Genomic DNA, 26,894 nt, shown 5'->3' with positions numbered 1-26,894 from the left:
CGTTCTCCCGCCGTTCTTCCGCCGAAGGCGCTTCACATCCTCACCGAGGGCGTTTCACGCTGAAACGAAAAGCCCCGGGGGCCGGCGCGAACCGGGCCCCGGGACCTTGACGCGGCACGCTATTCGTAGGCGATCGCTTCGAGGACGTTCAGGCGGGCGGCGCGCCAGGCCGGCCAGAGCGCGGCCAGGACGCCGGCGATCACCGTGATCACCACGAAGACGATCAGGCTGACCCACGGGATCGCGACCACCGTGAGGAAGTCGCGGTCGATGAGCGCCGCCGCCAGGGCCGCGCCCAGCCCCACGCCGACGATGATGCCGAGCAGGCAGCCGAAGACCGCCATGACCACCGACTCGGTACCCACCATCCGCATCACGCCGCGGCGGTTGAGGCCGACCGCGCGGAGCAGCCCCAGCTCGCGGGTCCGCTCGAAGATGCTCAGCAGCAGCGTGTTGAGGATGCCGAGCAGCGCGATGAGGATGGCCACGCCGAGCAGCACGTAGATGATGCCGAGCGCGATGTCGATGAAGCTGTCGAACTGGTCCAGCAGCGCCGACCGGTCGCCCACCGTCACCAGTGGATAGTCGGCCATGACCCGCTCGATGTCGGCGACCACCGCGTCCGTGTCGGCGCCGTCGTCGAGGCTGACGTACCCCTGCAGGGCCAGCGGGCCGGCGAAGTCGGCCACCGCCTGCTTGGGCAGGATCAGCGTGTCGGTCCAGATCGGCGTGGACTCGTAGACGCCGACCAGCCGGTACTGCTGCTCGCCCCCCTGGTCCAGCTCGATCGGGACGCTCTGGCCGACCGCCCAGCCACGCGACTCGAACGTGTTCTGGTCGGTGACGAACTCGCCCGGCCGCAGCGTGCGCAGGTCACCCTCGACGGCCTTCATCGCGAACATGTCCCGCGCCACCGCCAGGTCGTCCGTGGCGAACGTGCCGCCGAACGGCGGCGCGGCGTCGTCCACCCGCGCCCCGATCGAGATGTAGAGCGGCACGATCTCCTCGACGCCGGGCAGCTGCCGGACCTGGTCGGTGGCCCGGTCCGGGAAGCCGACCTCGCCCGGCGGGCCCCCGGTCGTGTTGGTCTGGACGATGACCTCGGCACCGACCGTCGCGTTGATGGTCTGGTCGATCGTGCGGGTGAACGACTCGCCGAGCACGCTCGCCGCGCTCACCAGCGTCACGCCGATCATCAGGGCGGCGGCGGTGACCGCGGTGCGGCGGGGGTTGCGCAGCGCGTTGCGCACGCCGAGGCGGCCGCTCATCCCCCACCCGACGACCCGGCCGATCAGGCCGGCGAGCGGCCTGGTCAGCAGCGGCGACAAGATCATCACGCCGAGGAACGCCAGCAGCGAGCCGAACAGCAGCGGCGCCAGCGTCGAGCCGACAAGACCCAGAATCAAGAGCGCGATCCCGGGTACGGCGAAGACGAGCCCGACGATCGTCAGCACGCGCAGCGGCTTGTCCGGGCGGTTGACCTCGCGCATCGCCGCGAGCGGCGGCACCGCCGAGGCGCGGATCGCCGGTACGAACGCGGAGACGACCGTGACCAGGATGCCCACCACGTACGCGAGGATCACCGGCGTGGCACCCACGGTGATGCCGGCGCCGGGGAGCTGGGCCCCGATGAGCGAGGTCAGCGCGGCGCTGCCGGCGAGCCCGAGGCCGATGCCGGCGAGCAGGCCGAGCGTGGAGCCGACCACGCCGACCAGCACCGCCTCGATCAGCACCGAGCCGGTCACCTGCCCCCAGCTCGCCCCCATCGCGCGGAAGAGCGCCAGCTCCGAGGCGCGCTGGGCGACCAGGATGTTGAACGTGTTGAAGATCAGGAAGATGCCGACCAGCAGCGCCACGATCGCGAACGGGCCGAAGAAGTACGTGGTGAGAGCGGAGAGCCCTTCCTGCACGTCGTTGGCCGCGTCCTCGTTCGCCTGCTCGCCGGTCTTGGCCTCGAAGCCGTTCGGCACGATCGGCGCGACCTGCTCGCGCAGCTGTTCCTGGGTCACGCCGTCGCGGGCAGCGAGCGAGGCGCCGGAGAAGAGCCCTTCCTGCCCGTAGAACGTGCGCTGGGCGAAGCCCTCCTCGAAGAGGATCAGCGTCTCGCCGGCGAGCGACTCGCGGTCGCCGTCGTAGACCGCGGTGCCGGTGATGGTGAACTCGCGCGCCTCGTTCACCTCGGGCAGGAAGATCTTGAGGCGGTCGCCGGTGGCGGAGTGGGTCTGGTCCGCGGTGTACCGCGTGATCACGACCTCGTCGTCGGTGGACGGCCACCGGCCGTCCGCGAGCTGGACCAGCGCGAACGGGTCGTCGCCCTTGACTCCGCCGCCGATCTGCGGCGCGCCGGAGGTGGTCGCCGGCTTGCCGTCCTCCCGGTCGAACGGGATCACGCCGATCGCGCTCACGTCGCCGGAGACCGCCCGCGCGCCGGGCAGCGCGGCCATCGCGTCGATCTGCGCCTGGGTGAGCTTGGGCTGCGGGTCCTCGTCCTGGCCGTCCTCGCTGAGCGCCACCTGGACGTCGACGTCCTGGTTGATGCTCGTGAAGAGCCGCTCGAAGCGGGCACCGAGCGAGTCGGTGAGCACGAACGCGCCGGACAGGAACGACACGCCGAGCACGATCGCCACGATCGCGAGCGTGAGGCGCAGCTTGCGGGAGAAGAGGCTCTTCAGGCTTGCCCGCAGCATCAGACGCCGCCGGAGGTGACGTCGAGGCCCTTGAGCTTGTCGAGCACGCCCTCGGCGGTCGGCTCGGCCATCTCGTCGACGACCGCACCGTCGGCCAGGAAGATCACCCGGTCCGCGTACGAAGCCGCGTTCGGGTCGTGGGTCACCATCACGATCGTCTGGCCGAAGTCTCGCACCGAGTTGCGCAGGAAGCCCAGCACCTCGGCGCCGGAGCGGGAGTCCAGGTTACCGGTCGGCTCGTCCGCGAAGATCACCTCGGGCCTGGCCACCAGCGCCCGGGCGCACGCCACCCGCTGCTGCTGGCCGCCGGAGAGCTGGCTGGGCCGGTGCCCGAGCCGGTCGCCGAGCCCCACCGTCTCGATGACCGTCTTGTACCAGTCCGGGTCCGGCTTGCGCCCCGCGATGGAGAGCGGCAGCAGGATGTTCTCCTCGGCGGTCAGCGTGGGGAGCAGGTTGAACTGCTGGAAGATGAACCCCACCCGATCGCGCCGCAGCCGGGTCAGCCCGCTGTCGCTGAGCCCGGTGATCTGCGTCTCGCCGATGAAGGCCTGTCCCCGGGTGAGCGAGTCGAGCCCGGCCAGGCAGTGCATGAGCGTCGACTTGCCCGACCCGGAGGGGCCCATGATCGCCGTGAAGCGCCCCTTTTCGAGCTCGACGTTCACTCCCCGGAGCGCGATCACCTGCGCCTCGCCGCTGCCGTATACCTTCCACGCGTCGACCGCCCGAGCGGCGATGTCCGTGGTCGTTGTCGTCATGGACACACCGTAAGGGCAGGAAGCGGTGGATCCGTCCTACCTGAGGAGGGTGGCGGCCTCGGTCGGAAGAAGGTGCGGCGCTAACCTAGGCCACTTTGGCGGCGAGGTCGGCCAGCAGCGGTACGGCGTTGGGCAGGTGCGGCTGGCGCGCGGAGAAGATGACCTGGTCGACGCCGTGCTCACCGAGCCGCCCCACGACATCCTCAAGCTGTCCCGCCGTCGAATCGGCGCTCAGGACGGAGAGGACGGTCTTCTCGATGTCGCCGTACGCCCGGCCCTCCCGCGCGCAGTGCTCCCGCAGCACGTCCAGCTTGTGCGGCAGCTCCGGGCTGTCGAAGAGGTTGGTGGCGTCCGCGTACCGCGCGACGAGGCGCAGCGTCTTCTTCTCCCCGCCGCCGCCGATCAGGATGCGCGGGTGCGGCCGGCTCACCGCGGGCGGCGAGTTGAGCGGCCGCTCCAGCCGGTAGTGCTTGCCCTCGAACGGGCTCTCGTCGCCGGCCCACATCCGCTTGGCGATCCGCAGCGTCTCCTCGAGCTGCTCGAACCGCTCCGCCACCGGCGGGAACGGGACGCCGAGGCCGGCCGACTCCTCCGCGTTCCAGGCGGCGCCGACCCCGAACCAGGCCCGCCCGCCGGAGAGGACGTCGAGGGTGGTCACCGTCTTGACCAGGATGCCCGGGTACCGGTAGACGACGCCGGTGACCATCGTGCCGAGCGTGATCCGCTCGGTGATCGCCGCCGCGTAGGACAGCGCCGAGTACCCCTCCAGCATCGGCTCCTCGGCCGCGCCGACGCCCCGGATCTGGAAGAAGTGGTCCATCACCCAGAGGCTGGCCAGGCCGCCCTGGTCGGCGTCCCGGGCCACGCGGGCGAAGATGGGGGCGATCTGCTCTTGACCGCCGGGATACGTGAAGCTGGGAATCTGGATTCCGATGCGCACCCGCCCAACCCTAAACCACGGTTTGGCGGCATCCCCTTGTCTCCGCCCGCCGGCGCTCGCACACTCGCCCGATGCCGGTACCCGGACGCGCCGCCAGCGAGCTGGACTGGCTCCTCTTCGAGCAGGACGGCGTCCTCACCACCGCCCAGGCCACGGCGCTGCTCGGCCGCGGCCGGCTGCGCGGGCTGCTCGACTCCGGCCGCTGGCGCCGGCTCTGCCGCGGCGTACTGATCGCCCACAACGGCCCGCTCACCGCCGGCCAGGCGCGCTGGGTGGCGATCCTCGCCGCCGGCGACGGCGCCCTGCTCGCCGGCCTGACCGCGGCGCGCGAGGGCGGCCTGCGCTGGCCCCGCCCCGGCCCCCTCCACCTGCTGGTCCCGGATGGTCACCGCTATCCCGACCTGCGCCGCCGGCTCCCCCTGGAGATGCCGGCGGTCGTCCTCCATCGGACGTCGACGCTGCCGCAGAGCCACGTGCAGGTCGGCCGCCCGATGCGCACCACGATGCCGCGGGCGATCGTCGACGCCGCACAATGGGCCCGGACGGAGGACGAGGCCCGCACGGTCGTCGCGGCCGCCTGCCAGCAGCGCTTGGTCACACCGGCCGAGGTCCGCGCGGTGCTGTCCGCCATGCCCCGCGCCCGCCGCCGTCGCCTGGCGCTGGAGACCCTGACGCTGGCCGAGGGCGGCGCGACCGCGCTGTCCGAGATCGACTTCGTCAAGCTCTGCCGGCGTTACCGGTTGCCCGCCCCGGACCTCCAGGAGCGGCGGCGCGACCAGGCCGGGCGCAACCGCTACCTGGACGCGTACTGGCGCAAGCAGCGCGTGCACGTCGAGGTGGACGGCGCCCACCACATGGAGGCGCGCCAGTGGGAGGCCGACATGCGCCGCCAGAACGAGATCTGGATCCGCGGCGACCGCGTGCTGCGCTTCCCCGCCTGGCAGGTCCGCCACCGCCCCGACGAGGTAGCGCTGCAACTCCGCCGCGCGCTGGACATCGAGATCTAGAACGTTTATGGCTGAAATAGCGCCCTAAACGTTCTAGATCTCGCCAGCGGGGTCCGGGGTGAGCTCGAAGTGGACGGTGCGGCCGGTCTTCGCACGGGCGAGGCGGTGGGTCAGTGGCACCGCGACGCCGTGCAGGAACGGGTGCTTCGCGCGCAGCAGCCGCGCCGCGTACCGGTTCTCCTCGCCGTGCAGCAGGCGCATGCGCGCCGGTACCTGCGGACCGGTCACGTGACCGCGACCGTCCGACGGCGCGATCGCCGCGCGGGGGTCGCGGCGCAGCCGCCGGGTCTTGAGCGACTTCTCGAAGCTCCGCACGTACGCGCGCTCGCCGTCCACGGCGATGCTCACCGGGCTGGCGCCGGGGCGGCCGTCGCGGCGGTACGTGGTCAGCAGCACCGTCTTCTGCCGCGCGAACGGGGCGAGGGCCGGGCTCGCCGCCACCGGTACCTGGCCCACCACCCAGCCCAGCTGCCGCAGCCGCACCACCAGCGCCACGCCGGCGAGGACCGCCATCGCGCCGATCAGCCACGGGTCGGAGCCGCGGCCGCCGAGGTCGAGGTCGCCGGCGTGGTTGACCGCGTGCACCGCGTTCGCGACGAGGAAGCCGCCCAGCGCGGTGGCCAGCCCGTCCGCCCAGACCAGCGCGAGCAGCAGCGCGGCGGCGAGGCCGAACTGGAACGCGCCCAGGTCGTGGACGAAGTGCTCGTGCCGCGGAAAGTCCACGAAGTCGGCGAACGAGCCGGGCGAGGCGAGGCACCACACGGCGGCCGCGCCGGTCAGCAGGGCGCCGAGGAGTGTGACCATCGTGACGTACGGGTTGCGTGCCATGCGGGTTGGACGGTCCGGCCCGGCCAATCGTGACAAGAGAACGGCCAATCGTGACGGGAAGGCTAGTGTGGTGCGGTGACTAGGCCGGACTGGGCTCCGTACGGCGTCGACCTCGACCGGCCCAACGCGGCCCGGGTCTACGACTACTACCTCGGCGGCGCGCACAACTTCGCGGTCGACCGGGAGATGGCCGCGCAGGCGATGGCCGCCTGGCCGGAGCTGCCGCAGATCATGCGGGCCAACCGGGCGTTCCTGCGCCGCGCGGTGCGCTTCCTGGTCCGCTCGGGCGTGCGGCAGTTCCTCGACCTGGGCTCGGGCATCCCCACCGTCGGCAACGTGCACGAGGTCGCGCGGGCGCAGGACCCGTCCTGCCGGGTGGTGTACGTCGACATCGACCCGGTCGCGGTCGCGCAGAGCCGGGCGATCCTCGACGGCGACCCGCTGGTCCGGGCCGTGCAGGCCGACCTGCGCTCCCCCGCCCGGGTGCTCGACCTGGCCGTCACCGAGGGCGGGCTCGACCTGGCCCAGCCGGTCGCGGTGCTGCTGGTGGCGGTGCTGCACTTCGTGGCGGACGGCGACGACCCGGCCGGCGTGATCGGCGGGTACCGGGAGGCCACCGCGCCGGGCAGCGCGATCGCGGTCTGCCACGCCACCGCCGACGGGCAGGGTGACAAGGCCGACGAGCACCGCGCCTTCTACGCCCGCACCCCCACGCCGATGACCATGCGCTCGCGCGCCGAGGTGGGCAAGCTCCTGGAGGGGTACGAGCTGGTCGAGCCGGGCCTGGTTTACATGGCGCTGTGGCGGCCGGAGGACGACGAGCTGCCCGACCGCCCGGAGGACTACCCGGGGTACGCGGCGGTCGGCTTCCACCCGGTGGGAACTCGACCGGCGCCATGACCGACTATCCCAAGGTGGGGTGCGAAGAGTCACGCGAGGCGCTGTCGGCGCGCCTCGACGGGGAAGACGACCCGGCCGAGCGCGCGGCGACCGACGCGCACCTGGCCGGCTGCGCGGCGTGCCGGCAGTGGTTCGACGCCGCCGCCCAGGTGACCCGGATGGTCCGCACCAGCGTGGTCACGCACGAGGTGACGGTCAGCGACGAGGTGCTCGCCGCCGCTCCCGGCCGCCGGCGGGCCCGCCTGGTCCGGGCGGTACGGGTCGCGCTCGGCGCGCTCGGCGTCGTGCAGTTCCTGCTCGGTGCGGCGCAGATCGGCGGCTTCGCGGCCGGGCGGCACCTGCACACGTTCGGTGTGGGGCCGGACCACCTGTGGCACGAGTCCGCCGCCTGGAACGTCGCGATCGGCGCCGGCTTCGCCTGGATCGCGCTCATGCGCGGCCCGGGTTCGGGGCTGATCCCGACGCTGACCGCGTTCGTGGCCGCGCTCAGCCTGCTCACCGCCAGTGACGTCATCGCCGGCCGGGTCGACCTCGGGCGGGTGCTGAGCCACGCGTTCATCCTGGTCGGGTACGTGCTGGTGCTCGTCCTCTCCCGCCTGCAGCCGGCCCGTGGCGGCCCGGCCGGCGGGCAGCGCACGCCCCGCCCGGCCTGGCGGGCCCGCTTCGACGAGCCCGAGCAGCCGCCGGCCCGCCCGGCGCTGCGCCTGGTCCGCGACCGCCCCGCCCGGGCCCGCACCGATCGCCACGCGGCATAACCCACCATGATCGAAGCTCCCCTGAAGTCGTTCTAGCGACTTGAGGGGAGCTTCGATCACGGGCCGAGAGCTAGCGCAGGGCGAAGTGGATGGTGCGGGTGAGCGTGGCGTTGTCGTCGTCGCCGTCCAGCGACCAGACCATCGCGCCGCCCAGCCCCCGGGTGCGGATGTAGAGCGTCTTCTGCAGCACCACGGCCGGGTCGTCGTACGTCCAGAACGTGCTGCCGTCCCAGAGCCAGGCGTGCCCGGCCCGCAGGTCGCGGTGGACGGTGAAGCCGGCCGAGGGGAGCGTCTTCAGCTTCTTGTAGTCTTCGCTGCCCGCCTCGAACGTGGCCGGCGCCGGCCCGGTCGCGGTGCCGAAGAGGCCGTCCCGCCCGCCGGTCACGCCGGTCCAGCCGCGCCCGAAGTACGGGATGCCGAGCACGAGCTCGCGGCGCGGCGCGCCCCGGTCGAGCCACGCCTGGATGGTGGAGTCGGCGGAGAAGTCCGGGTCGTCCGGCGCGCCGGCCGGTACCCGCAGCGCGGACTGCTGGTTGGCCCGCAGCTCCCAGGTGCCGTGGAAGTCGTAGCCCTGCACGGTCGCGAAGTCCAGGTACTTGAAGATCTTCTTGACCTCGAAGCCGGCGTCGATCGTGGCCGGCGCGGCCGGTACGAACGCGGTCAGCTCGTAGTGCTTGCGGTCCTTCTTGCCGAGCGCGTCGAGCTGCCGGCGGAACTCGGCGAGCAGCAGCGTGAAGTTCCGCTTGTCCTCGGGACGTACCACGTTGCCCGGCTCGCCGCCTGCACCCGGCCACTCCCAGTCCAGGTCGATGCCGTCGAAGACGCCGGCGAGGGAGCCCGGCCCGCCGGCGCTGCCGTCCGGGTTGGGCAGGTTGCCCTTGAGGTACAGGTCGACGCAGGAGGCGACGAACTTCTTGCGCGAGGCGTCGGTGAGCGCCGCGTTGGAGAAGTACGTCGACCAGCTCCACCCGCCGAGCGAGATCAGCGCCTTGAGGTTCTTGTGCTTGGCCTTGAGCTTCCGCAGCTGGCCGAAGTTGCCGTTGAGCGGCTCGCCCCAGGCGTCGGCGACGCCGTCGACGCTCTCCTGCGCGGGCACCGGGCGCTGGTAGTCGGCCCAGGCGTCGCCCTCGCCCGGCCCGCCGTCCACATAGCAGCGGCCGTCCTCGCTGACGTTGCCGAACGCGTAGTTGATGTGGGTGAGGCGGCCCGCCGCCCCGGACGTGTCGAGCTTCTTGACCGGAAACGCCCGGCCGTAGATACCCCATTGGGTGAAATAGCCGACCCGGACGAAGCCGTCCCGGTGGGCACTGGCGCCGGCGGACGCGGGAGCCGCGGCCGCGCCGGCGAGAACGGTGGTCATGGCTATGGCGACGCCGAGCAGTCTGCGCATGCGCAGAACAGTAAGGATTCCTTCCTGTTCTGACAAGACACCCGCATAGTTACGCATTCGAATCCGGTGAAGTGCCGGCGGATCAAATACATTAACTCTCACGTAACGGTGCCGACATCAGTACCTGGGGAGTAACGATGACGAACCGCATAAAGCTCCACTCCGGACTCTCCCGTCGCGGCCTGCTCGGCCTGGGCCTGGGCGTCGCCGCGGCACCCGCGCTGACCGCCTGCGGCGGCGTCTCGACCAGCGGCGCGGACGGGGGCGAGGGGTCGGTCAACTTCCTCTCCACCCAGTTCACGCAGGTCGAGGAGAGACAGCGCTTCGAAAAGATCCTCGGCGACCGGGTGACCGGGCAGAAGGTCGCGTTCAACGCGGTCGACCCGAGCGCCTTCGCCACCACCGTGCAGTCCCAGGTGGACGCCGGGAAGGTGCAGCTCAGTCTCGTCGGCGGGCTGCACGGCGAGCTCGCCCCGCACGCCAGCCGCCTCGCCGACCTCGACGACCTGCTCGGCTCGCTCGGCGACCGCGGCTTCGCCACCGACCTCACCGACCTGGCCAAGCTCTCCGGCGGTACGACGAAGTACGTGCCGTGGATGCAGGCCACGTACGTCCTCGCCGTCAACAAGAAGGCCCTGCAGTGGCTGCCCAGCGGCGCCGACGTGCAAAAGCTCAGCTACGACCAGCTGCTCAGCTGGCTGACCGCGGCCCGCCAGGCGAACGGCAACAAGCCGGTCTTCGGCATCCCGGCCGGCCCGAAGGGGCTCTACCACCGGTTCTTCCAGGGCTTCCTGCTGCCCAGCTTCACCGGTGGGCAGGTCACGACGTTCCGGAGCCCGGACGCGGTGACCGCCTGGCAGTACATGAAGCAGCTGTGGGCGCAGACCGTGCCCGCCTCCACCAACTACGACGGCATGCAGGAGCCGCTGCAGCGCGGCGAGGTACTGGTCGCCTGGGACCACGTGGCCCGGCTGCGCGACGCGCCCGGCGACAAGCCCGACGACTGGGTGATGGTGCCGGCGCCGAGCGGGCCGAAGGGCCTCGGCTACATGCTGGTCGTCGCCGGGCTCGGGATACCCGACGGGGCGCCCGAGGCCGACCGGGCCAAGGCGGTCGTCACGGCGCTCACCACGGCCGACGTTCAGGTCGACGTGCTGCGGCAGAACGCGTTCTTCCCGGTCACCAACGCCCAGCTCCCGACCGACCTGCCCGGCGCGGTCAGCCTGGAGGCCGCCGCCGTGAAGGCGCAGCAGGAGGCGGCGAACGCGATCGTGTCGCTGCCACCGGTCGGCGTCGGCGCCCGCGACGGCGAGGTGAGCCAGATCTTCAAGAACGCGTTCAAGGAGATCTGCCTCGACGGCAAGCCGGTCCAAGGGGTACTCGACGCGCAGGCCACCCAGCTCAACGTCATCCTCGACGAGCTCAAGGTGGCCTGCTGGCGCCCCGACCCCGCCGGCTCCCCCTGCCGGGTGGCCTGATGACCGGTAAACGGGCGCGCGTACCGGCGGCGGTGCTGCTCATCGCGCCGTCGCTGGTCGTGATGACCGCGCTGTTCGCCTGGCCCCTCGTCGTCGGCGTCGGCCAGGCGTTCAGCGGGCCGGACGGGCCGACCCTCGGGTACGTGCGGCGGATGCTCGACGACCCGTACTTCTGGCCGGCCGTGCGCAACACCGGGCTGCTCATCGTGGTGCTGATCCCGATCCAGTTCGCGTTCGCGCTGACCATGGCGCTGCTGCTGCGCGAGCGGCCACGCCTCGCCGGCCTGCACTTCTACGTCTGGGTGATCCCGCTCGCGATCAGCGACCTGGCGGCCGGCCTGGTGTGGCTCTCGGTCTTCGCCGACCGCGGCTACCTCAACTCGGTCCTGGACCACCTCGGCGTCGACGGCTACGCCTGGCTGTCGTACCAGAACACGACCACGATGTTCCTGGCCGTGGTGGTCGCCGAGCTGTGGCGCTCGACGTCGCTGGTGCTGGTGATCGTGGTCGCCGGGCTGCAGGGCATCCCGAAGGACTACGACGAGGCGGCCGCGGTCTTCGGCGCCACGTACTGGCAGCGGCTGCGGCACGTGGTCCTCCCCCAGCTGCGGCCGAGCCTGCAGGTCGCGCTGATCCTGCGCACGATCCTGGCGCTGGAGACGTTCGCGGTCGCGCAGGCGCTCACCGGCCGCAGCCTGCCGCTGCTCGTCGGCGAGACCTACCAGTGGTACAACGTGCTGCAGAACCCCAACGTCGCCACCGCCATCGCGCTCGTGGTGCTGGCCGTGTCGATGCTGGCCGCCGCCGGCTATCTGCGGCTGCTGCGCGACCGGACGGCCGCGAGATGAGGCGCCGTCGCTGGCAGCGCGCCGCGGTCCAGGCAGCCTGCGTCGCGATCACCCTCTTCATGGGGGTACCGCTGTACCTGATCGCCCTCGCCGCCCTCTCCAGCCGCGCCTCGCTCAACCGCTTCCCGCTCCCGCTGCTGCCGACCGAACCGTCGACCGAGACGATGTCGACGTTCCTGCGCTCGACCGGCGTGACCGGCGGCTTTCTCAACTCGCTCACCGTCGGGCTGGGCACGGTGGTGCTGGCGCTGCTCGTGGGCGTGCCGGCCGGGTACGCGGTGGCCCGGTACGCCTTCCGCGGCCGGGACACGTACCAGCTCTTCCTGCTGCTCACCCGGGCGCTGCCGATCGTCGTGCTCTCGGTGCCGCTGGCCCGGATCTTCCTGGACGCGGGGCTCTACGACACGACGTACGCGGTGATGCTCCTGCACACCGCGCTGGCGCTGCCGACGACGGTGCTGATCACCGCGGCGATCTTCGTGGGCGTGTCGCACGAGCAGGAGGAGGCCGCGATGATCTTCGGGGCGTCGCCGGTGCAGGCGTTCCTGCGGGTGGTGGCGCCGCAGGCGCTGCCGGGCATCGCGGCGGCCGCGATGTTCGCGTTCATGCTCTCCTGGAACGAGGTGCTCGGCGCCACCGTGCTGACCCTCAACCAGCGCACGCTGCCCGCGCAGGTGCTGACCACGCTCGCCGACTCGCCGCTGGCGTACCGGTTCGCCGGCGGCCTCGCGCTGGTGCTGCCGGCGCTGGTCTTCATCGCCGTGATGCGGCGCTATCTGCTGAACATGTGGGGGACGACGCTCCGGTGAGCGCGAGGAGTGAGCTTCTACGGCCCGCGGCTTCGGCGGCGGGCGGCATGCGAGCCCCGCAGTCGCGAACGAAAGGCAGGCACAGGTGAGTTCCGTTGTTGTTTACAACCTGGTGAAGACCTACGCCGGGGGTGACCGGCGGGCCACCGACGGCGTGTCGCTGGAGGTGGCCGACGGGGAGTTCCTGGTGCTGGTCGGGCCGAGCGGCTGCGGCAAGACCACGCTGCTGCGCATGGTCGCCGGCCTGGAGACGCCGGACAGCGGCACGGTCAGCATCGGCGGGCGGGACGTCACCTACCTGCCGCCGCGCCAGCGCGGCCTGTCGATGGTCTTCCAGTCGTACGCGATCTTCCCGCACATGAAGGTGCGGCAGAACATCGGCTTCGGCCTCACCATGCGCAAGGTGCCCAGGGACGAGTTCGACCGGCGGGTCAAGCGGGCCGCCGAGCTGCTCCACCTGGAGGAGTACCTGGACCGGTACCCGGCCCAGCTCTCCGGCGGCCAGCGGCAGCGGGTCGCGGTGGCCCGGGCGATCGTGGTCGACGCGGCGGTGCTGCTGATGGACGAGCCACTGTCCAACCTGGACGCGCTGCTGCGGCTCCAGTTTCGGGCCGAGCTGAAGCGGATCGTGGGCCAGCTCGGCACCACCACGCTGTACGTCACGCACGACCAGGCCGAGGCGATGTCGCTCGGCGACCGGGTCGCGGTGATGCGGGACGGCAGGGTGGCCCAGCTCGGCGCGCCGCTGGCGGTGTACGACCGCCCGGCCGACCGGTTCGTCGGCGGTTTCCTCGGCTCGCCCCCGATGAACTTCCTCACCGCCCGGGTCGGCGGCGGCGCGCTGGCGGTCGGCGACGCCTCGCTCCAGGCGCCCGACCACCTGTCCACATGGGAGGGTCGCGACGTCGTGGTCGGCGTCCGCGCGGAGAACATCCAGGTCGCGACCGAACCGGCGGCCGGCTGGGTCCCGGCGCGGATCGAGGTGGTCGAGCCGACCGGCGCCGCGCTCCTGCTGACGGTGCGCCTGGCGGACGAGCAGCTCAAGGTCCAGGCGCCGGCCACCTTCCCCGCCGCGCCCGATGCGCGGGTGCACCTCCGCGCCGAGCCGGCGGCCCTGCGCTTCTACGACCCCGAATCCGGCCTGGCCCTCGACGCGTAAAACGAATGCTCGTTCTTGACAGTGACCGGGTGCGGTGGAAGCCTGGGCATATAGAGAATGAGTGTTCGTTTTGAGGAGTCGACATGGCACAGCCGGGAGATGGCACCACCCGCACGCCAGCCCGCCGCCGCCCCTCGCCCGCCGCTCTCGCCCTGGTGATCGCGGTCGGCGTGGTCGCGTTGCAGGCCCTGCTCGTTCCCCTGTTCAGCGCCCCCGCGGCCAACCTCGACCCGCGTGACCTGCCGGTGGTCGTCGCCGGCCCGGCGCCCGCCGCGCAGGGCTTCGCCGCCCAGCTCGAGTCGGCCCGCCCCGGCGCGTTCGAGGTCACCACGCTCCCGGACGCCGCGTCGGCCGACGAGGCCCTGCGCGACCGCGACGCGTACGCGGCCTTCGTGGTCGGCCCGGACGGGCTCACGCTGCACACCGCGCCGGCCGCCAGCCCCACCGTCGCGACGCTGCTCACCCAGGCCTCCGCGCAGCTGAACGGTGGCCAGCCGGTGCGCACCGTCGAGGTGGTGCCGCTGGACCCGGACGACCCGCGGGGCACCGGCTTCGCCAGCGGCTTCCTGCCGCTCGCGATCACCTCGCTGCTGGCCGGCATCGGGATCTACTTCGCCGCCCGGGGGCGCGGTCCGCGCCTGGCCGGCCTGCTCGGGTACGCGGTGCTGGCCGGGCTCACCTCCGCCGCCGTACTCCAGTTCTGGCTCGGCGTGATCCCCGGGGAGTACCTGCTGAACGCCGCCGCGATCGGGCTCTTCACGCTCGGCGTCGCCGGCGCGGTCACCGGATTGGCCGCGGTGTTCGGCGAGCCGGGCGTCGGGCTGGGCGCACTGGTGATCTTCCTGGCCGGCAACGCGCTCTCCGGCGTCGCCGCCGCGCCCCAGCTGCTCCCCCAGCCGTGGGGCGAGATCGGCCAGTGGCTGCCGGTCGGCGCGGGTGGGACGCTGCTGCGCTCGACGGCGTACTTCGACGGCGCCGGCGGTGCGACGGCGGCCTGGATCCTGGCCGCGTACGCGATCGTCGGCCTCGTACTGGTGGCGCTGGGCCGCGGCCGGACCGCCGCCCGGACCGCACCGGCGGCGCCGGAGCCCGCCGCCGACCAGGTGAGGAGCACTGTCTAAAGCGGAGGGTCACAGTGGATCCCGCGCCCGGGCTGGCTCGATCCGGCCCGGGCGGGATCTTGGCGGGCTGCGGTCAGGATCTTTCCGGCCCGCCATGATGTAGCATCGGGCCGCTTGGCAGTGCGCGACAACTCGCGTTCTGATAATTGCTTTGTTCGAGGAGGCTCGATGCCGACGGGCCGGCCGGCACCCCCCACTCACCGGACGCTCGCCGACGCCGCCACCGCGCAGCTGCACGAGGCGATCCTGGCCGGCGATCTCGCCGCCGGTTCCGCGCTGCGTCTCACCGATCTCGCGGAGAGCCTCGGCATGAGCATGATGCCGGTGCGGGAGGCGATCCGGCGGCTGGAGTCGCTCGGCCTCGTCGAGGTCGTGCCGCACAAGGGCGCGTGGGTCCGCGAGCTCACGCTCGACGACGCGCACGACACCCACGAGATGCGGCTGCTGCTGGAGATCACCGCGATCGAGCGGGCGGCGCCGCGCTTCACCGACCGCGACACCGAGAAGGCGCGGGCCGCGCTCGACCGGCACGTCAGCGCCAGCCAGCTCGGCGACCAGGCGGCGGCGCGCCAGGCGCACACCGACTACCATTTCGCGATCTACGCCGCGGCCGGCTCGCGCTGGCTGCTGCGGGCGCTGGAGCCGGTGTGGCAAAACAGCGAGCGGTACCGGTTCGCCGGCACCCGCAGCCCCGAGGCGGCGGCCGAGCGGCACCGCGAGCACCAGGCGATCCTCGCCGCCTGCATGGCCCGCGACGCGGTGGCGGCGGCCGAGGCGCTGCGTGTGCACATCCACAACTCCCGCTCCCGCGTCATCCAGAAGATGACCCGGCTCGACGAGAAGGACGCCTAGGTGACCCAGCAGCAGCCCGAGCTCGGCCCGGTCGGCTACCGGATCATCCTGGAAAACGACCTGGTCCGGGTCTGGCAGGTGATGCTGGGGCCGGGTGAGACGCAGGCGCTGCACCACCACGAGCACCCGTACCTGGTGATCGCGGTCGAGGGCGCCATCAACCTGGTCGAGACCGTCGACGGCCAGCTCCGCGACGCGCCCGAGCCGACCGGCAGCGTGGTCTTCCGGCCGGCCGGCGACACCCACACGCTGACCAATGTGGGCGAGACGCGGTACGTGGCCCGCATCGTCGAGCTCAAGACCCGGTAGCCGGCCGTTCCCATCCCGGCCTTGGTCTCGGCGCGAGGCCGCCTGAGGCGGGCGCGAGGCCGCCTGAGGCGGGCGCGAGGCCGCCTGAGGCGGGCGCGAGGCCGCCTGAGGCGGGCGCGGGCGCTTCGCCTCGGGCGTGAGGCCCGGCTCAGGCGAACGCGATGTAGAGCAGCGCGCCGACCAGGACCGCGAACGCCAGCAGCAGCCCGCCGACCAGCAGGGTCTCCCCCGCGCCGCCGCCATCTCCGGTGGTCTTCCGGTTGCCCACGATTCCGCTCCAAAGTTTGATAAGTGATCAAAACTCGGTTTCGGAGCATAGCGAGCAAACGCGATCTTGGGAAGTCCGGGCGGAAGTGTCGAATTCCGGGCGTACGAGGCGGTGCGGCCGCGCCTCTTGTGTATAGAGAAACTGTCATACCTGGAGGCGACACTCTGGTTGCCAGAAGGTTATGACGGAAGGCGCATTGGTGGGACGTAGCCATGTATCAGCTGGATCTGGCGTTCAGGTGCGAGGCGCTCTTCGCGTCTGACCTCCAACGCTCGCAGCACCCCGACCCGACCGACGTGCGCGCGGCCGTGGCGCGCACCATCTCCCGGCTCGGCGAGCGGGCCTGCCTGGCCCGGATGGCGCAGGAGTTCGGCGACCATCCCGAGGCGGCCGCGGCGCGCATGCGCTGGGCCCGCGAGGTGGTGCGGTCGGCCTACCCCGGGTCGGGCGTCCCGGCGCCGCGCGGCCGGACCGCGACGGCGTTCCGCTAGCGCTCGACCCCTGAAGGGGTGGCCACGTCGGCGAAGCGGGTGAGGCCGGGCTCGGGCTCGACCCGGGCGGCCCGCACGATGAAGCTCACCGCGTGATACCAGCCGCAGAGCGCGAGCAGGTCGAGCAGCTGGTGCTCGTCGAAGTGCCCGCGCAGCTCGCCCCAGAGCCGGTCGTCCACATCGGACTCGTCGTGGAGCTGCTCGGCGAGCTCCAGCAGGAGGCGGTCGCGGGGCTCGGTCCAGCAGGGGTCGGCGCTGGAGCCGTGGGCGAGCGAGCGCATCTGTTCCCCGGTGAAGCGGGCCCGCTCGGCCCAGACGGCCATGTGCAGCCCCCACTGGTACTCGCAACCGCAGAGCGCGCAGGTCCGCCCGATGATGATCTCGCGGGCGCGCAGGTCGACGCTGAGCGCGGTGCTCAGCTCGTACCCCATCCACTCGGTCATCGCGTGCGCCATCACCCGGTTGCGCGCCATCGTGCGGGCCACCCGCAGCGGTGGCAGCCCCGGTGGGATCATGCGCGCGAACAAGGCCTCGATCTTCGGTGGAAACGGCTCCTCCACCGGTGCGATCCGCACCACGCCATCGCCTCCAGACAGCGCCCGGCATCCAGGGATATATACACCTATGACGATAAACCCAGGGTCTGTCTCTTGGGTCTCGGTGTGAGCGAGGCGAAGGCCCGGCGGCCGCCCCGGTGCCGCCGCACCGCCGTCTGAGCCCGCCGCAGCCCGTCGAAGATCCAAGAGCCAGACCCCGGGACCCTAGAGTTGGCTCTATGGCGAACTGGGAGGACGTACGGCGGCTGGCGCTGGAGCTGCCGGAGACCGACGAGACGGAGTCCGGCGAGGGGCGCCTCACCTGGCGGGTCAAGGAGAAGGGCTTCGTCTGGGAGCGGCCGCTGCGCAAGAGCGACCTGGCCGCGCTCGGCGACGCGGCCCCGGACGGGCCGATCCTCTGCGCGCGGGTGCCGGACGAGGGGGCCAAGCAGGCGCTGATCGCCGACGACCCCGCCGTGTACTTCACGACGCCGCACTTCAACGGCTTCCCGGCGGTACTGGTCCAGCTCGACCGCATCGACCCGGCCGAGCTGGCCGAGCTGCTGGTGGAGGCCTGGCTGGCGCGGGCGCCGAAGCGCCTGGCCAAGGAGTTTCAGGCCGGCTCCGGCACGTAGAACTTGGTGGTCGCCTCGACCGCCGCCGCCACCTGCTCCGGGTCGGCGCCCGCGGCCAGGTGGGCCCGGCCCCAGGCCTCGGCGCTGCGCCGGCTGAACTCGCGGGCCTCCTCCGACGCCTCGAACTCGGCCGGGTCCTCGATCCCGCCGCCGGCCAGGTGCAGCGCGAGCCCCATGAGGCTGAGGTCCCAGCCGACGCCGGTGGCGCCCGGACCGTATTTGGTCTGGAACTCCTCGTCGACGATCGCGGTGTGGGTCAGCTCGAACTCGGTGCCGCCGAGCGGGCTGGGCGCCAGCCGCACCTCGACCTCGCTGGTGCCGCGCGGGGCATCCTCGCCGTAGAGCCACGAGACCCGCAGCAGGCGCGGCGGCTGGCACTGCAGGATCTCGCCGGCCGCGTTCCCCACCAGCTGGTACGTGCCGCCCACCCGCAGGTCGCCGCTGACCGGCAGGAACCAGCGGCTCAACCGCTCCGGGGTGGTGACGGCGTCCCAGACGTCTTCGACCTCGGCGTCGTACCGCCGGCGGAGCACCACCGTGCTGCCCTCACCGGCCGGCAGCGGTCCCGTACCCACCTCGCGGCGGGCGGCGGTGAGTTCGTCGAGTACGTCTGTCATGACCCCAGATCCTTCGCGCGAGTACGACCTACGACTGCTGCAGCACCGAGAGCACGTTGCGGGCCGGGTCGGCGAACCAGGCGATCGGCGGCCCCTCGGCCCGCATGATGCCCTTCTCGTCCTGCGGGGAAACCGTCGTACCGGAGCATCGACACGCCCCGCGCGCCGAGCTCGTCCACCGCCTCGTCGATGTCGCCGACCGGGAAGCCGCTGAACGCTTTCGTCGTAGCGAACATGATCTGTCCTTTCTACCAGTAGTGGCCTATCTTGCCCCGGATGTGGCGGAGATCGGCCGTGTTCCGTACACCTGGTCGACGACGCACCGCACCCACCGCAGGCGCGGAACGGCGGTCTCGGGATGGTCGCCGTAGGCGGCGGCCACGTCGGCGGCGACGCCGCGCGCGCCACCGTGCGCCCGGATCGCGCCGCGGATGGCGGCGGCCATTCATAGATCTACCTATTCGCGTCCATTGTGGGTAGGGTCGCCCGTGCCGGTGGGGCGGGGGCCTCGCCGGATCGAAGGGGGAGGACCATGCGTCGAACCATCGCGATGGTTGCTGCCTGCCTACTGGCGGCGGTCACGCTCGCTCCGGGCGGAGCATCCGCGCGGGCGAAACCGGACGTGGACACCAAGGAGGCGCTCGCGAACGGGTTCCAGGTCGCGCCGAAGGCGGCGGCCAAGGGCAAGGCGACAAGTGCCAAGCCGGCCGGGGCCAACCCGTACCTGGCGTTGCTGCCCGACCCGGGCGCGGCCGACCTCTCCGGCTGGGACAGATACCTGGCCGCCAAGGGCAAGGAGCGGGCCAAGGCGCGCGCCACCCAGCCGCGGGCCCTGGCCGCGGCGAGCCCGATCGTGGTCGACGAGGACGAGCCGGACGGCGTGCGCGGCTCCAACGACACCCCGGCCACCGCGCAGCGGGCCGCCGGCTTCGGCACCAACTCCGGCCAGAACCCGAAGGCCCGGGTGCTCGGCAGGCTCTCACCCGAGCAGGTCTCCGCCACCGAGGTGGAGCCCAACGCGGAGGACGACGGCTCGATCCCCCTCGCCGGCGAGACCGGCATCGGCGAGACCGTCGACGGCATCACCACCTCGGCCACCGTCGGCGACGGGCCGCACGGCAGCGGCGGCTCCGGCTCCGGCGACTTCGACGTGTACGAGCTGACCGCGGCGGCCGGCGAGAGCGTCACCGTCGACATCGACACGCCCGCCGACAGCGACCTCGACTCGATCCTGCTGCTGTTCGACGCGGAGGGCGAGATCCTGGCCACCGCCGACGACGACGGGGTCAGCTTCGACAGCCTGATGACGTACCAGTTCACCGAGGCCGGCACCTACTACGTCTTCGTCGCCGGCTTCCTGACCCTGCCGGACGACCCGTTCGACTCGGGCAGCGGCACCGGCGCGCAGAGCGAGGGGGCGTACGGCGTCACGATCCTGGTCGGCGAGGCGGACGTGGACTTCTTCGCGGTCAAGCTGCGCAAGGGCGACGTGCTCGGCGCCTCGGTGACCGGCGGCGCCACGCTGCTGTCCGTGTACGACACGGTGCCGCGCGAGGTGCAGGGCTCCACCCAGGACGCCTCGTACATCTTCCCGGCCAGCACCCCGCTGCCGGGCGGCGGCAACGCGGTCGTCGACTACGTGGCCGAGAAGGCCGGCTGGCACTACGTCGCGGTCACCTCCGGCAGCGGCACGTACGACGTCACGGTCGAGGCGTACCGGCCGACGCTGGAGAGCGAGGCGCCGCCGGTGCAGACGCTCTTCCTGGACTTCGACGGCGCGCGGCTCAACACCGGCATCTTCGGCGGGCCGGGCGTGCGGACGCTGAGCCCGTTCAGCGCGTTCCTGGGCCGGTGGGGCCTGACCCGCGCCGACGAGGACGCGGTGATCGACGCCGTGCTCGCCACGGTCGAGGAGAACCTCAAGTCGGACCTGGTCGCCAGCGGCCTCAACGGGCGGTTCCGGATCCAGATCAAGAACAGCCGCGACCACCGGGACACGTTCGGCCAGACGAACGTGAGCCGCATCGTGGTCGGCGGCACGATCGACGAGTCCGGCGTACCGACGATCGGCATCGCGCAGACCATCGACCCGGGTAACTTCGAGACCGAGGAGACCGCGCTGGTGCTGCTCGACGTGCTGAGCGACCCGGCCGGTGACGAGGCGTCGCTGAACACGTACATCACGCCGGCCAGCGACAAGGTGGCCTTCGTCGGGCGGGCGCTCGGCAACGTGATCTCGCACGAGGCGGGGCACTTCTTCGGCGACTGGCACGTCGACCAGTTCAACGACATCCCCAACCTCATGGACCAGGGTGGCAACTTCCCGGTCATGTTCGCGGTGGGTCCGGACGAGGTCGGCGGCACCGGGGACGACATCGACGTCGACTTCGGCGACGACGCCTTCAACCCCGGCGAGGGCTTCACCGGCACCGAGAACACCCTCGGCCGGATCGTCTTCGGCGTGACCAGCTAGGAAAACGTGTCGGTACCCGCCGGTACGCTGGCCTCGTGCGAGCCGTGCGGGGTGGGGCCAGCCCGGTGATGATCGGGCGTGAGCGCGAGCTGCGCCGCTTGGCGCAGCTCGCGTCCGCCCGTGCCCCGGCGGTGGCGGTCGTCGCCGGCGAGCCCGGCATCGGCAAGACCCGCCTGGTGCAGGAGCTGCTCGACGCGCTGCCGGCGCAGACCGTGGTGCTGGTCGGGCAGGCCGAGCCGGGCTCGCTCTCCCGGCCGTACGAGGTGCTGCTCGACGCGATCGACGGCCGGGCCGGGGTCGACGAGGAGCAGCTCGCCGCCCTCGGTGACCCGCGGCGCAGCCCGGTCGAGCGGCTGCACACCGGCCTCGCGATCATCGCCGACCTGGTCGGCGACTCCCCCGCCGTGATCGTCTTCGAAGACCTGCACTGGGCCGACTCGGAGAGCGCGGCCCTCTTCGAGCGGATCGCCGACCAGCGCGGGCCGCGGCTGCTCCTCGGCACCTACCGGCCGGACGAGGTGACCCGCCGCCAGCCGGTGGCCGGGCTGCTCGCCCGCCTGGAGCGGCGGCACACCGTCACGCACGTCCGGCTCGACCGGCTCACCCCGTCGCAGACCGCGACGCTGCTCGCGGCCGCGACCGGCGGGCCGGTGCCGATGCGGGCGGCGACCGCGCTGCACCACCGCACCGGCGGCAACCCGTTCTTCCTGGAGGAGCTGCTGCGCAGCATGCCCGGCCAGCAGCTCGACGACCTGGTCGACCAGCCGCTGCCGTGGAGCCTCGCCGACCTGCTGCGCCGCCAGACCGACGACCTCGACCCGGCCAGCCACCGGATCGTGGAGGCGGCCGCGGTGCTCGGCCACCGCATCCCGTTCGACCTGCTCGCCGGCGTCACCGGCGCGAGCGAGGACGAGATGGTCCGGGTGCTGCGCGACCTGGTCACCCGGGGCGTGCTGGTCGAGTCCGGCGAAGACGAGTTCGCGTTCCGGCACGCGCTGTTTCGCGAGGCGATCGCCGACCAGATGCTCGGCCGCCAGCGCCGGCGGCTGCACGAGGCCGCGCTCGACGTGCTCCTGCGCGCCGGCTCCTCCGACCCGGCCATGGTCGCCCACCACGCCCGCGGCGCCGGGCGGTACGACGACATGGTGGTGGCCGCCCGCCGCGGCACCGCGCTGTACCTGTCGATCGGCTCCGCGTACCAGGCCCTCCAGCTCGCCGAGATGGGCCTGGAGGAGGCGGCCGACGACGCCGAGCTGCTCTCCGCCGCCGCCCGGGCCGCCTGGCTGGCCGGCCTGCTCGACGACGCCATGCGGTACGGGCGGCGCTGGCGCGACGTCGCCACCTCCACCGCCGACCGGGCCGAGTCGCACTACCTGCTGGTCCGCCTCGCCTGGGAGTCCCGGGAGTGGGACGAGATGGCCGAGCTGACCCGGGGCATCGAGGCGCTGATCGAGGAGCTGCCGCCCGGCGCCGACCAGGCCCGCGCGATGACCGCCGTGGCCCAGTCCTCGATGCTCCGCGACGACCTGCCGGCCACGCTGCGCTGGACCGAGCGGGCGATGGCCCTCGCCGACGAGTTCGACCTGCCGAGCGTGCGGCTCGCCGCGCTGGTGGAAAAGGGTTCCGCGCTTGTCGAGGTGCCGTCCCGGGCGGCCGAGGGGCGGGCGATCCTCTCCGGCCTGGTCGACGAGGCGGAGAAGGCCGGCGAGTGGGTGCTCGCCGCCCGGGCGCTGAGCAACCTCGTGCAGGGCGAGCCGCCCGAGTCGCCGGCCGAGTTCGCGGAGGTGCTGGAGCGGATGCGCACCGACGCCGAGCGGGCCGGCTTCGAGTCGGTCGCCGTCGCCGGGTACTTCCAGGGCCGGGCCCGCCTCGCCATGCGCGCCGGCGACCTCAAGGCCGGCATCGAGGCCCTGGAGGAGGGGCGCGAGCAGGACCGCGGTTTTCTGCGCCGGGGCCGGTGGGCCGACTACCACGGCGTCTTCCTCGCCGGGCTGCTCCTGGAGGCCGGCGAGCTGGACAGCGTCGAGCGGGTGGTCGCCGAGCTGGCCACCGTGCCGGGCCTGCCGCGGACCTCGATGCTCGGCCTCACGTTCCACCTGGCCTGCCGGCGCGGCGACCGGGCCACCGCCGAGTCCACTCTGGACGCGCTGCTGGCCGAGATGGCCACGCAGGGCTGGCGCAACGGCGCCCAGGCGCACGACCTGGTCTCCGCCGCGCTGGAGCTGGGGCTGCCCCTGGAGCGGCTGGACCAGATGGCCGCCGGGCTGACCGACCGCACGAGCTGGGAGGCCTACCGCACGCTGGTCGACGCGCAGGTCGCCGAGGCGCGGGGCCGGCACGCCGAGGCGCTCGCCTGGTATCTGTCCATCGTGGACGCGGACATCCTGCCGCCGCCGACCCGCGGCACGGTACGGCTCGGCGCGGCACGGTGCCTGCTCGCCACCGACCGCCGCGAGGAGGCCACCGCCCAGGTCGACGCAGCCGCGACCCTGCTCGCCGGGTGGGGCGGCTGGCGGGTCGCCCAGCTGGAGCAGGCGCGGGCGGTGCTCGGCCTCGCCCCGGCCGACGCGGCACCGGCGGTCACCGGGCCGGCCGCGCTGACCCCGCGCGAGCGGGAGGTGGCGCTGCTGATCAGCGACGGGCTGACCAACACCGAGCTGGCCCGCCGGCTGTACATCTCACCGAAGACCGCCGCCGTGCACGTCTCCAACATCCTCCGCAAGCTTGGCGTGTCGTCCCGGACGGAGGTCGCCGGCGCCGTCGGCCGGGGCTAGCCACTCGTCGCTGGTCACGTCCATGCCACGGCGGCGGCGCGGCGTGGGCGCGGTGGGCGGCGCCGGCTTGGGCCGGCGAGCCTGACGGGGGCGGCGGGTGGCGGCGAACGCGGCGAGCGCCGTCGTGATCGGCACCGCCGCGATCAGCCCCATCGTGCCGACGACGCTGCGGACGATCTCCTGGGCGAGCATCTGCGAGGTGAGCGCCTCGCCGAGCCGGGCGTTGCCGGCGGCGAGCAGGATCAGCAGCGGCAGCGAGGCGCCCGCGTACGCCAGCACGAGCGTGTTGATCACCGAGGTGATGTGCGCCCGGCCGACCCGGGCCGCCGACCGGTAGAGCCGGATCGCGGAGAGCGCCGGGTTGGCGTGGGCGAGCTCGCTGACCGTGGCCGCCTGGGTGACCGCCACGTCGTCGAGTACGCCCAGCGACCCGATCAGGATGCCGGCCAGCAGCAGGCCCTGCATGTTGACGTCGGAGTACGTGATGGTGAGGAAGTTGGTCTCCTCGGTGCCGACCCCGGTCAGGTGCAGCGCGGCGGTGGACGCGGCGGCGAGCAGGCCGGTCAGCGTGAGGCTGGTGAGCGTGCCGAGCACCGCCACGGTCGTCGGCACCGTGAAGCCGTGCGTCAGGTAGAGCACCGACAGCATGATCGCGGCGGAGCCGACGACCGCCACCAGCAGCGGGGAACGCCCGTCCAGGATCGCCGGCACGATGAAGAAGAGCAGCACCCCGAACGTGATCGCCAGACCGCCCAGCGCGGCCAGCCCGCGCAGCCGGCCGAACGCGACGACCGCGAGCGCGAACGCGACGCCGAGCACCCACAGCCCGGTGCCCCGCTGGTGGTCGAGGATCTGGTAGTCGACGCCGCTGGCCGTACCCTCGGTGTGGACCAGCGTGAGGCGGTCGCCCAGGCTGATCTGCGGCGCGCCGGGGCCGCGGGGCAGGTCGGTCTCGATCTGCTTCCCCTCGTCCGGGCCGGAGGTGATCTTGACAGTGACCGTGCCGCACTCCTGCGGGCCGCCGGAGGGCACGACCTGCGGGGTGTCCGGCGACTGCGGGCACGGCGCGGTCGTGACCGCCACCACGTCACCGGTGGCCTGCGCCTCGTCGCGGGGCTGGTCGCCGCCGACGTCGCCGCGCGGCCAGAGCAGCGCCATCGCCGCGATCGTCACCGCGGCCGCGCAGGCGAGCACGATCAGCGCGACGCGCCCGGCCCGCTGGTGGTGCGGCCGGTCGGGGCCGTGCGAGTGACCGTGGCCGCTGGGTGCGAGGTCAGCCATCGCGCCAAACTACCGTCTCGGCCTGGATGCGGTCCCGCTGGCGGGTGCACCGGCGGGTGACCCGGGGCTCACCGCCCGTACTCCATCGATCCGCATCGCCCCGTGCGGCCCGCGGGTCGCGTAGCATCTGCCGGCGTGACCCAGCCACCGAGCCAGTTCACCGACGAGGCGCAGACCGTCCAGTTCGCGCGGGTCGGCCGCCCGGCGGAGCCGGACGTTCCGGAGCCCGCGCCGCGGCACGGGCGAAAGCGGATCTTCCTCGCGGGCGGGATCACCGCGGCCGTCCTCGTCGCCGTCGGTGGTTCCGCCGCCTACGGGTACGCCGGTGAGGTGCCCCGCGGCACGACGGTCCTCGGGGTCGAGCTGGGCGCCAAGAGCGAGGCGGACGCCGCGACCGCGCTCCGCGCCGGCCTTTCGGGCCAGGCCGAGCGGCTCTCGGCGGCGCTGCCGGTGCGGCTCGGTGAGCGGGTGGTCGAGATCGACCCCGCCGACGTGGGGCTGGCGGTCGACGTCGACGCCACGGTGGCCGCCGCGGCGGCGAGCGGCGGTGGCCCGTTCAGCCGGATCTTCGGTTCGCGGCAGGTGGCGCCGGTGGTGACCGTCGACGCGGCCAAGGCCGAGGAGGTGCTGCGCGGCGCGCTCGGCAAGGACGCGCAGGCGATGAAGATGCCGGCCGTGACGTTCTCCGGCACGACGCCGAAGGCGGTCCATCCCAAGCCCGGCAAGGGCATCGACGCGGAAAAGTCGGCCCAGGCCCTGCGCGACGGCTGGCTCGGCATCCACCCGGTGCCGGTGCCGCTGGTGGAGGTGCACCCGGCGACCTCGGCGGAGCAGGTCGACAAGCTCGTCGCCGACCTGGCCCGGCCGGCCGTCGCCGCCCCGGTCACGGTGACCACCGAGCGGGGCACGGTCACCGTGCCGCCCGCCGCGATCGCGAAGAGCCTGGTGCTCACCGCCGACAAGACCGGCCGGATCAACCCCCGGGTGGACGAGAAGAAGCTGCGCGCCGCGCTCGCCGGCCCGCTCGGCACGGTCGAGGTCGCGGCCAAGGACGCGACGATGGCGCTCAAGGCCGGCAAGCCCACCGTCGTACCCGGCGTCGACGGTCACCGCCTCGACACCGGCAAGCTCAGCACCGACCTGCTCGCCGTGCTGCCGAAGGCGGACGGGCGTACCGTCGCCGGCACCATGACCACCGCGAAGCCGAAGGTGACCGCGGAGGCCGTCGCCAAGCTCGGGGTCAAGGAGAAGGTCTCGACCTTCACCACCCAGTTCTCCGGCGGCCTCTCCTCGGCCCGCAGCCAAAACATCGTGCTGGTGTCGAAGGAGGCCAAGGGGGCGTTCGTGATGCCGGGCGCGACCTTCTCGCTCAACACGCACACCGGCGAGCGCAGCTACCCGCAGGGGTACAAGGACGCGCCGACGATCGTGGGCGGCAAGCTGGTGCCGGGCGCGGGCGGCGGGGTGTCGCAGTTCGTGACGACGCTCTTCAACGCCACGTACTACGCCGGCCTGGAGGACGTCGAGCACAAGCCGCACTCGTACTACTTCAGCCGCTACCCGGCGGTCATCGAGTCCACGATCTACCCGCCGCACCTGGACTTCCGGTTCCGCAACAACACGCCGTACGGGGTGCTCATCGACACCTCGTACACGTCGAGCTCGATCACCGTGTCGATCTGGAGCACGAAGATCTACGACAGCGTGAAGACCGAGTGGGGGCCGCGGCGCAACGTCACCCAGCCGCAGACGAAGTACCTGGAGCCCGGCCCGGACTGCCTCGAGACCAGCGGCCTGCCCGGCTTCAGCCAGGACGCGTGGCGGATCTTCCGCAAGGACGGCAAGGAGACCAAGCGGGAGAAGTTCAGCTGGACGTACCAGGCGGAGCCGCGCTTCATCTGCGCCAAGCCGCCAGCCTGAAGCCGCGCGACGAAACGCTGGGCGGCAACAGCAATTCGGACATGTCGTGAAATAGGATCCC

Annotated in this window: 23 protein-coding genes and 1 pseudogene; 15 read left to right on the top strand and 9 right to left on the bottom strand. The window is 72.6% G+C overall.

The annotated features are described in order from the left end of the window. Nucleotides 1–119: 119 nt before the first annotated feature. From RB614_RS18085 to RB614_RS18075, 3 genes are all read right to left on the bottom strand, one after another. Nucleotides 120–2,687, bottom strand: a complete 2,568-nt coding sequence (locus RB614_RS18085) for an ABC transporter permease (protein ID WP_308713698.1) — start codon at nt 2,685–2,687, stop codon at nt 120–122. Further along, nucleotides 2,687–3,442, bottom strand: coding sequence for an ABC transporter ATP-binding protein (locus tag RB614_RS18080; protein ID WP_308713697.1), 756 nt, complete (start codon nt 3,440–3,442; stop codon nt 2,687–2,689). Before RB614_RS18080 ends, RB614_RS18085 begins: the two co-directional genes overlap by 1 nt. Nucleotides 3,443–3,527: 85 nt before the next feature. Then, the gene (locus tag RB614_RS18075) at nt 3,528–4,382 is read right to left on the bottom strand and encodes an LLM class F420-dependent oxidoreductase (RefSeq protein WP_308713696.1); all 855 of its coding nucleotides are present in this window, start codon (nt 4,380–4,382) and stop codon (nt 3,528–3,530) included. Between the two features lie 71 nt (nt 4,383–4,453). Here RB614_RS18075 and RB614_RS18070 point away from each other — a divergent pair, with 71 nt between their 5' ends. Continuing rightward, on the top strand, nt 4,454–5,389 hold the full coding sequence (locus RB614_RS18070) for a DUF559 domain-containing protein (protein ID WP_308713695.1): 936 nt from the start codon (nt 4,454–4,456) through the stop codon (nt 5,387–5,389). Nucleotides 5,390–5,422: 33 nt separating this feature from the next. On the opposite strand, the gene RB614_RS18065 is transcribed toward RB614_RS18070, so the two are convergent. Beyond that, a complete protein-coding gene (locus RB614_RS18065) occupies nt 5,423–6,217 on the bottom strand; it encodes a PPOX class F420-dependent oxidoreductase (RefSeq protein WP_308713694.1) in 795 nt (264 codons plus the stop codon). Between the two features lie 75 nt (nt 6,218–6,292). Between RB614_RS18065 and RB614_RS18060 the strand changes: the two genes are divergently transcribed. Both RB614_RS18060 and RB614_RS18055 read left to right on the top strand, forming a co-directional pair. After that, nucleotides 6,293–7,117, top strand: coding sequence for an SAM-dependent methyltransferase (locus RB614_RS18060; protein ID WP_308713693.1), 825 nt, complete (start codon nt 6,293–6,295; stop codon nt 7,115–7,117). Then, nucleotides 7,114–7,872 (top strand): zf-HC2 domain-containing protein, encoded by a 759-nt coding sequence (locus tag RB614_RS18055; RefSeq protein WP_308713692.1) that lies wholly within the window; start codon nt 7,114–7,116, stop codon nt 7,870–7,872. The genes RB614_RS18060 and RB614_RS18055 overlap by 4 nt, the downstream gene beginning before the upstream one ends. Before the next feature lie 70 nt (nt 7,873–7,942). Here the strand turns inward: RB614_RS18055 and RB614_RS18050 are convergent, their stop codons facing one another. Then, nucleotides 7,943–9,262, bottom strand: a complete 1,320-nt coding sequence (locus RB614_RS18050) for a glycoside hydrolase family 18 protein (RefSeq protein ID WP_308713691.1) — start codon at nt 9,260–9,262, stop codon at nt 7,943–7,945. Between the two features lie 137 nt (nt 9,263–9,399). Between RB614_RS18050 and RB614_RS18045 the strand changes: the two genes are divergently transcribed. The 8 genes from RB614_RS18045 (at nt 9,400) to RB614_RS18010 (ending at nt 16,597) form a co-directional block, all read left to right on the top strand. Continuing rightward, nucleotides 9,400–10,740: an ABC transporter substrate-binding protein gene (locus RB614_RS18045; RefSeq protein ID WP_308713690.1), complete on the top strand. Its 1,341-nt coding sequence runs from the start codon at nt 9,400–9,402 to the stop codon at nt 10,738–10,740. Further along, nucleotides 10,740–11,588 carry a carbohydrate ABC transporter permease gene (locus RB614_RS18040; RefSeq protein WP_308713689.1) on the top strand — a complete coding sequence of 283 codons (849 nt, stop codon included), beginning with the start codon at nt 10,740–10,742 and terminating at the stop codon, nt 11,586–11,588. Before RB614_RS18045 ends, RB614_RS18040 begins: the two co-directional genes overlap by 1 nt. Continuing rightward, a complete protein-coding gene (locus RB614_RS18035; RefSeq protein ID WP_308713688.1) occupies nt 11,585–12,397 on the top strand; it encodes a carbohydrate ABC transporter permease in 813 nt (270 codons plus the stop codon). Before RB614_RS18040 ends, RB614_RS18035 begins: the two co-directional genes overlap by 4 nt. Before the next feature lie 85 nt (nt 12,398–12,482). Then, complete coding sequence (locus RB614_RS18030; RefSeq protein ID WP_308713687.1) at nt 12,483–13,556, top strand: ABC transporter ATP-binding protein; 1,074 nt, start codon at nt 12,483–12,485, stop codon at nt 13,554–13,556. An 83-nt stretch (nt 13,557–13,639) separates the two neighbouring features. After that, complete coding sequence (locus tag RB614_RS18025) at nt 13,640–14,677, top strand: ABC transporter permease (protein WP_308713686.1); 1,038 nt, start codon at nt 13,640–13,642, stop codon at nt 14,675–14,677. A 168-nt stretch (nt 14,678–14,845) separates the two neighbouring features. Next, nucleotides 14,846–15,529 (top strand): GntR family transcriptional regulator, encoded by a 684-nt coding sequence (locus RB614_RS18020; protein ID WP_308713685.1) that lies wholly within the window; start codon nt 14,846–14,848, stop codon nt 15,527–15,529. Further along, nucleotides 15,530–15,838 carry a cupin domain-containing protein gene (locus tag RB614_RS18015; protein ID WP_308713684.1) on the top strand — a complete coding sequence of 103 codons (309 nt, stop codon included), beginning with the start codon at nt 15,530–15,532 and terminating at the stop codon, nt 15,836–15,838. A gap of 480 nt (nt 15,839–16,318) precedes the next feature. Next, nucleotides 16,319–16,597, top strand: coding sequence for a hypothetical protein (locus tag RB614_RS18010; protein ID WP_308713683.1), 279 nt, complete (start codon nt 16,319–16,321; stop codon nt 16,595–16,597). Here RB614_RS18010 and RB614_RS18005 read toward each other — a convergent pair. After that, a complete protein-coding gene (locus tag RB614_RS18005; protein ID WP_308713682.1) occupies nt 16,594–17,172 on the bottom strand; it encodes a carboxymuconolactone decarboxylase family protein in 579 nt (192 codons plus the stop codon). The genes RB614_RS18010 and RB614_RS18005 overlap by 4 nt on opposite strands. Before the next feature lie 200 nt (nt 17,173–17,372). Between RB614_RS18005 and RB614_RS18000 the strand changes: the two genes are divergently transcribed. Then, the gene (locus RB614_RS18000) at nt 17,373–17,768 is read left to right on the top strand and encodes an MmcQ/YjbR family DNA-binding protein (RefSeq protein WP_308713681.1); all 396 of its coding nucleotides are present in this window, start codon (nt 17,373–17,375) and stop codon (nt 17,766–17,768) included. On the opposite strand, the gene RB614_RS17995 is transcribed toward RB614_RS18000, so the two are convergent. Both RB614_RS17995 and RB614_RS17990 read right to left on the bottom strand, forming a co-directional pair. Beyond that, nucleotides 17,747–18,385 carry an SRPBCC family protein gene (locus tag RB614_RS17995; RefSeq protein ID WP_308713680.1) on the bottom strand — a complete coding sequence of 213 codons (639 nt, stop codon included), beginning with the start codon at nt 18,383–18,385 and terminating at the stop codon, nt 17,747–17,749. The two genes, RB614_RS18000 and RB614_RS17995, sit on opposite strands and share 22 nt — an antisense overlap. Nucleotides 18,386–18,647: 262 nt before the next feature. Further along, a complete protein-coding gene (locus RB614_RS17990; RefSeq protein ID WP_308713679.1) occupies nt 18,648–18,830 on the bottom strand; it encodes a hypothetical protein in 183 nt (60 codons plus the stop codon). 87 nt (nt 18,831–18,917) lie between these two features. Here RB614_RS17990 and RB614_RS17985 point away from each other — a divergent pair, with 87 nt between their 5' ends. Next, complete coding sequence (locus tag RB614_RS17985) at nt 18,918–20,858, top strand: PPC domain-containing protein (protein ID WP_308713678.1); 1,941 nt, start codon at nt 18,918–18,920, stop codon at nt 20,856–20,858. A 35-nt stretch (nt 20,859–20,893) separates the two neighbouring features. Further along, on the top strand, nt 20,894–23,632 hold the full coding sequence (locus RB614_RS17980; RefSeq protein WP_308713677.1) for a helix-turn-helix transcriptional regulator: 2,739 nt from the start codon (nt 20,894–20,896) through the stop codon (nt 23,630–23,632). Here RB614_RS17980 and RB614_RS17975 read toward each other — a convergent pair. Continuing rightward, nucleotides 23,537–24,875, bottom strand: a pseudogene (locus RB614_RS17975) (YibE/F family protein); the annotation flags it as partial. The gene RB614_RS17980 and the pseudogene RB614_RS17975 sit on opposite strands and share 96 nt — an antisense overlap. 173 nt (nt 24,876–25,048) lie before the next feature. Here RB614_RS17975 and RB614_RS17970 point away from each other — a divergent pair. Beyond that, a complete protein-coding gene (locus RB614_RS17970; protein WP_308713675.1) occupies nt 25,049–26,833 on the top strand; it encodes a VanW family protein in 1,785 nt (594 codons plus the stop codon). The last annotated feature ends 61 nt before the right edge of the window (nt 26,834–26,894 follow it).

Origin of the sequence: Phytohabitans maris, assembly GCF_031085175.1 — a bacterium.
Classification (GTDB): domain Bacteria; phylum Actinomycetota; class Actinomycetes; order Mycobacteriales; family Micromonosporaceae; genus Phytohabitans; species Phytohabitans maris.
The sequence above is the reverse complement of the archived record's forward strand: the minus strand, read 5'-3'. Positions and strand labels throughout refer to the sequence as shown.